Below are 5,160 nucleotides of genomic sequence, written 5' to 3'. Positions count from 1 at the left end.
AGCAACCGCCCACCCGGCGCGAGCCAACCGGGGGCCTCGGCCGCCAGGCGGCGGTGCACGTCGAGCCCGTCGCCGCCCCCGTCCAGCGCGACCAGCGGTTCGTGCAGCCGCGCCTCGGGCGGCATGAACGCGACCGCGTGCGACGGCACATAGGGCGCGTTCGCGACGAGCACGTCGATGCGCCCTGCGATCGACGCGGGCAGCGGCGCGCACAGGTCGCCGGTGAACACGCGGCCGCCGAAGCGCTCGATGTTGCGTCGGGCGCACCGCACGGCGACCGGATCGACGTCCACGGCGTACAGGTCGATCCTCGCGACCGAGTGAGCCAGCACCGCCCCGACCGCACCCGAACCGCAGCACATGTCGACGACGACGTCGCCGGGCATCAGTTTCTCGGCCGCGCAGCGGGTGAGGAACTCGGTGCGGCGACGCGGCACGAAGACCCCCGGCTCGACCACGATGCGCAGTCCGCAGAACTCGGCCCAGCCCAGGACGTGCTCGAGCGGCATGCCGTCGACGCGCCGGGCGACGAGTTCGGACAGTTCCTCCGGGCTTCGGGCCGCGACGGCGAGCAGGTCCGCTTCCTCCTCGGCGAACACGCACCCGGCCGCGCGCAGTCGGTCGATCAGGTCGGTGCGGGACCGATCCGGGGACGGTGTGGCGGCCACGCCACACCCTAACGCGGTTCGTGTCCCGAAAAGGGAGCCCGGCAACACCCATCCGCGGCCGGTACGGCTCCGAATGCCCCTCGTCCACGCGGGCACGGCAGGATAGTTCACGCGGCGAAGGGCCACCGACTTCAGGAGGAACGCTTGACGACCACGACGACACCACCGAAGCGCCCGACGAGGCGACTCCGCTGGTTGCTACCCGCACTGCTGTTGCTCGTGTGGCTCGCGATCGCCGGGGGCGGCGGTCCGTTCGCCGGGAAGCTCAGTGAGGTCGCGCAGAACGGCAACAGCGCGTTCCTGCCCGCGTCGGCCGAATCGACCCGCGCGGATCAGCTGTATGCGGAGTTCACGTCCACGAACGCGGTGCCCGCCATCGTCGTCGCCGAACGCGAATCCGGGATCACCCCCGACGACCTGGCGTTTCTCGCCGCCGAGTCGGTGGGTCCGCCGCCGATTCCGTCGCAGGACGGTCAGGCCGCCCAGCTGATCGTGCCGATCGACGCGGAGACCGACGTCGGCGAGGTGGTCGAGGAACTGCGCGACCGGTTGGCGTCCCCGCCGGACGGGCTGACCGTGCACGTCACCGGCCCGGCCGGGCAGATCGCCGACCTGTCCGCTGCGTTCGCCGGGATCGACGGGATGCTGCTGCTCGTCGCGGGTGGTGTGGTGCTGCTGATCCTGTTCGTGGTCTACCGCAGCCCGATCCTGCCGTTCGTCGTGATCATCTCGGCGGTGTTCGCGCTCGCTCTGGCCAGCCTCGCGGTGTACATGCTCGCGGACGCCGGCGCGATCGCCCTCAACGGGCAGAGCCAGGGCATCCTGTTCATCCTCGTGTTCGGTGCCGCCACCGACTACGCCCTGCTGCTGGTCGCGCGATACCGTGAGGAACTGCGTGCGGTGGAGGACAAGTACGAGGCGATGCGCACCGCGTGGCGGTCGACGCTCGAGCCGATCGCCGCGTCCGCCGCGACGGTCATCGCGGGTGTGCTGTGCCTGCTGCTGTCGGATCTGAACTCGAACCGCGGTCTCGGACCGGTCGCCGCGATCGGTATCGCCGCCTCGTTCGTCGCGTCGATGACGTTCCTGCCCGCCGCGCTGGTGCTGCTCGGCCGCTCCGCGTTCTGGCCGTCCCGCCCGAAGGCCGATCCCCAGGCCGACCGCGGCGATCTCGCGTCGGCGCACCGGTTCTGGAATTCGATCGCGCAGAAGGTCGGTGCCAACCCGCGGCCGATCTGGATGGTGTGCAGCGTCGTCCTCGTCGGGTTCGCGCTGCTGCTGCCGCAGTTCAAGGCCAGCGGTGTCGCATCGTCGGATCTGTTTCTGCTCCGGACCGATTCGTCGTCCGGTCAGGAGATCCTCGGTGAACACTTCGATGCCGGCAGCGGTTCGCCCACGGTGATCGTCGCCCGCGAAGGCACCCTCGAAGCGGTCACGTCGGCCGCTCGCGTCGAGGGCGTCACGACGGTCACACCGGTGGCCGGTCCCGACGGTGCCCCGACGGTCGTCGACGGCCGGATCGCGGTGCAGGCCACGCTCTCCGATCCCGCCGACTCGCTGGAGGCCGAGGACACCGTCGAACGCATCCGCGACGCCGTGCACGCCGTTCCGGAGGCGGAGGCCCTCGTCGGCGGTACCACCGCCGTCGATCTCGACACGAAGGACACCGCGACCCGCGACCGCACCGTCATCATCCCGGTGGTCACGGCGGTGGTGCTGCTGATCCTGACCCTGCTGCTGCGGGCGATCGTCGCGCCGGTGCTGCTGATGATCACCGTGATCGTTTCGTACGCGGCAACCCTCGGGGTGTCGTCGCTGCTGTTCAACCACGTGCTCGACTTCCCCGGCGCGGACCCGGTGGTGCCGCTGTTCGGGTTCGTGTTCCTCGTCGCGCTCGGGATCGACTACAACATCTTCCTCATGACCCGCGTCCGTGAGGAGAGCGCACGGGTCGGCACCCGGGAGGGCACGCTGCGTGCGCTGACGGTGACCGGCGGCGTCATCACGTCGGCCGGTGTCGTGCTGGCCGCCACGTTCTCGGCACTCGCGGTGATCCCGCTGCTGTTCCTCGGACAGCTCGCGTTCATCGTCGCCTTCGGTGTGCTCCTCGATGCGCTGCTCGTGCGATCGCTGCTGGTCCCGGCGCTGACGATCGACATCGGCAAGCGGATCTGGTGGCCCAGCAAGCTCGCGTCGCGGGACGGGGCGGACTCCGGGACGGGAACTCGCGATCCCGTACCGGCCGTCAACGGCTAGATTCGATAAAGGTTCACCATGTCCGCCGGGTCCGGAAGGGCCCGGCGGGCGTCACGCGACGAACGCAGGAGGACGTGTGTTGAACACCGATGGCGGCTTGGGCAGGTCCGAAGCTGCCGTGGTGTCCCTGCTCCTGATCGAGGACGATCCCGGCGACGCTCTGCTCGTCGAGGAGATGGCCTCGGACGCGGTGATCGACTTCGGCATCGTCTGGGCGCAGTCGCTCGACGAGGCCCGCACCCGGCTCGGCACGACCCGGCCCGACTGCATCGTGCTGGATCTGAACCTGCCCGACGCGCACGGTCTCGATGCTCTCGAGGCCGTGCAGAAGTACGCGCCCGGTGTGCCGGTGATCGTGATGACGGGCCTCGCCGCGGAACAGGCCGGGCTCACCGCGGTCGCCGAGGGCGCCCAGGACTACCTGATCAAGGGTGTCGTCGACGCGGAGCTGCTCACCCGCTCGGTGCGTTACGCGATCGAACGCAAACGGGCCGAACACGCGGCCGCCGCGCTGCAGGCGAGTGAACAGCGCTCCCGCGAGAACGCCCGGCTCGAACGCGGTCTGCTTCCGGTTCCGTTGCTGCGCAGCGAAAATGTGGATGTGGTGACCCGGTACCGGACCGGCCGGGCCGGCGGTCTGCTGGGTGGCGACTTCTACGATGTCGTCGAAACCCGTGACGGCGCCGTCCACGTACTGATCGGCGACGTCTGCGGCCACGGCGCCGACGAGGCGGCGCTCGGCGTCAACCTGAGAATAGGCTGGCGCACAATGGTTCTCGGTGGTGTCGACGTCGAGACGAAGATGAACACACTGGAACAACTGCTCGTCGCCGAACGCCCGCGGTCGCACATCTTCGCGACCGCGACCAGCGTGGTCCTCTCCGCCGACCGCCGTTCGATCGAGGTGTTGCGCACCCCGGACGACGTCCAGTGGCTCGAGGTGCCCGGCGGACCGGCGCTGGGCCTGCGCAAGCAGAGCGGCACGTGGCGGAAGACCACGATCGAGATCGACGAACGGACCGGACTGGTGCTGTTCACCGACGGACTGTTCGAGGCGAGGGTCGGCGAACTGGACCGGCTCGGCGAGGACGGCCTGCTCGAGTACGCCAGCGAACTCGGAATCGACTGCAGCGGAGAGAAATTCGTAGATTCCTTGATCGCCCACGTGGAAACGCTCGCGGCACCGCACGGCGGGCTGAGCGACGATGTCGCGGTCCTGCACGTGCAATGGGCGGGCGAGGACGGCCGCTCGTGACGACTCCGACCCCCCAGGCCGCCGCGGGCACGAAACTGACGGTGCAGGCCTGGTTCAACCTGATCCTGGCGATCATGACGCTGCTCGTCATCGCCGGCGCCACAGCGGGCGCGGCGGCGCTCGGCGCGAACTCGCGCGTCACCGACGACCTGACGGACCGCCTCATGCCGGCCCGCTCGGCCGCCTATCAGCTGCAGAGTGCGCTGGTGAACCAGGAGACCGGAGTGCGCGGCTACGCCCTCACCGCGGACGAGACCTTCCTCGCCCCCTATCGGGACGGCCTGCAGATCGAGCAGCAGTCCGAGGACCGGATCCGGGAACTGCTCGAGGGCCGGCCCGACCTGCTCGCCGATCTCGACGCCCTCGAACGGACCGCCCAGGAATGGCAGTCCACCTTCGCGGAACCCCTGCTCGCCGCTCCGGCACCCGATCCGGCGTTCTACGAGCGCGGCAGGGACCTGTTCGACGAGCTCCGCGCGAGTTTCGACCAGCAGAACCAGCACCTGACCGAGGCGGTGGACGACGCGCGGGCGGAGATCGATCGCGCGCGCACGATGCGCAACGTCGTGTACGCGGCCCTGGCCATCGTGCTGGTGGTCGCGGCAGGCATCTTCGCCGTGCTTGTGCGCGTTGCTGTCACCGAACCGCTGGCGCGGCTGGCCGCGTCCTCACGCCGGGTCGCGCAGGGCGAATTCGAGCATCGGGTCGACGCCGGCCGCGGGCCCGCCGACATCCGTTCCCTCGCGACCGACATCGAGGGAATGCGCCGCCGCATCGTCGCCGAACTGGACGTCGTCCGTGATCGTCAGCGGCAGCTCGAGGAGCAGACCCGCCAGCTCGATGCGACCGCGGAGGAGCTGCGGCGATCCAATGCTGATCTCGAGCAGTTCGCCTACGTCGCGTCCCACGACCTGCAGGAGCCGCTGCGCAAGGTCGCCTCGTTCTGCCAGTTGCTCGAGAAACGCTACGGCGACGTGCTCG

Annotated in this window: 4 protein-coding genes; 3 read left to right on the top strand and 1 reads right to left on the bottom strand. The window is 69.8% G+C overall.

What is annotated here, in order from left to right; genetic code table 11:
• Positions 1-668 (bottom strand): putative protein N(5)-glutamine methyltransferase (locus tag I0Q12_RS13220; RefSeq protein ID WP_197252364.1); only part of this gene is annotated, 668 nt, incomplete at its 3' end.
• A gap of 144 nt (positions 669-812) precedes the next feature.
• Here I0Q12_RS13220 and I0Q12_RS13215 point away from each other — a divergent pair.
• From I0Q12_RS13215 to I0Q12_RS32760, 3 genes are all read left to right on the top strand, one after another.
• Positions 813-2,924 carry an efflux RND transporter permease subunit gene (locus tag I0Q12_RS13215; protein WP_197252351.1) on the top strand — a complete coding sequence of 704 codons (2,112 nt, stop codon included), beginning with the start codon at positions 813-815 and terminating at the stop codon, positions 2,922-2,924.
• A gap of 76 nt (positions 2,925-3,000) precedes the next feature.
• On the top strand, positions 3,001-4,179 hold the full coding sequence (locus tag I0Q12_RS13210) for a fused response regulator/phosphatase (RefSeq protein ID WP_307846223.1): 1,179 nt from the start codon (positions 3,001-3,003) through the stop codon (positions 4,177-4,179).
• Between the two features lie 74 nt (positions 4,180-4,253).
• Positions 4,254-5,160: CHASE3 domain-containing protein (locus I0Q12_RS32760; protein WP_231610572.1), on the top strand; the 907-nt coding region annotated here is incomplete at its 3' end.

The organism is Rhodococcus sp. CX, assembly GCF_015865005.1.
Classification (GTDB): Bacteria; Actinomycetota; Actinomycetes; order Mycobacteriales; family Mycobacteriaceae; genus Rhodococcus.
Note: the sequence above shows the minus strand (reverse complement) of the source record. Positions and strands in the feature narration are given on the sequence as shown.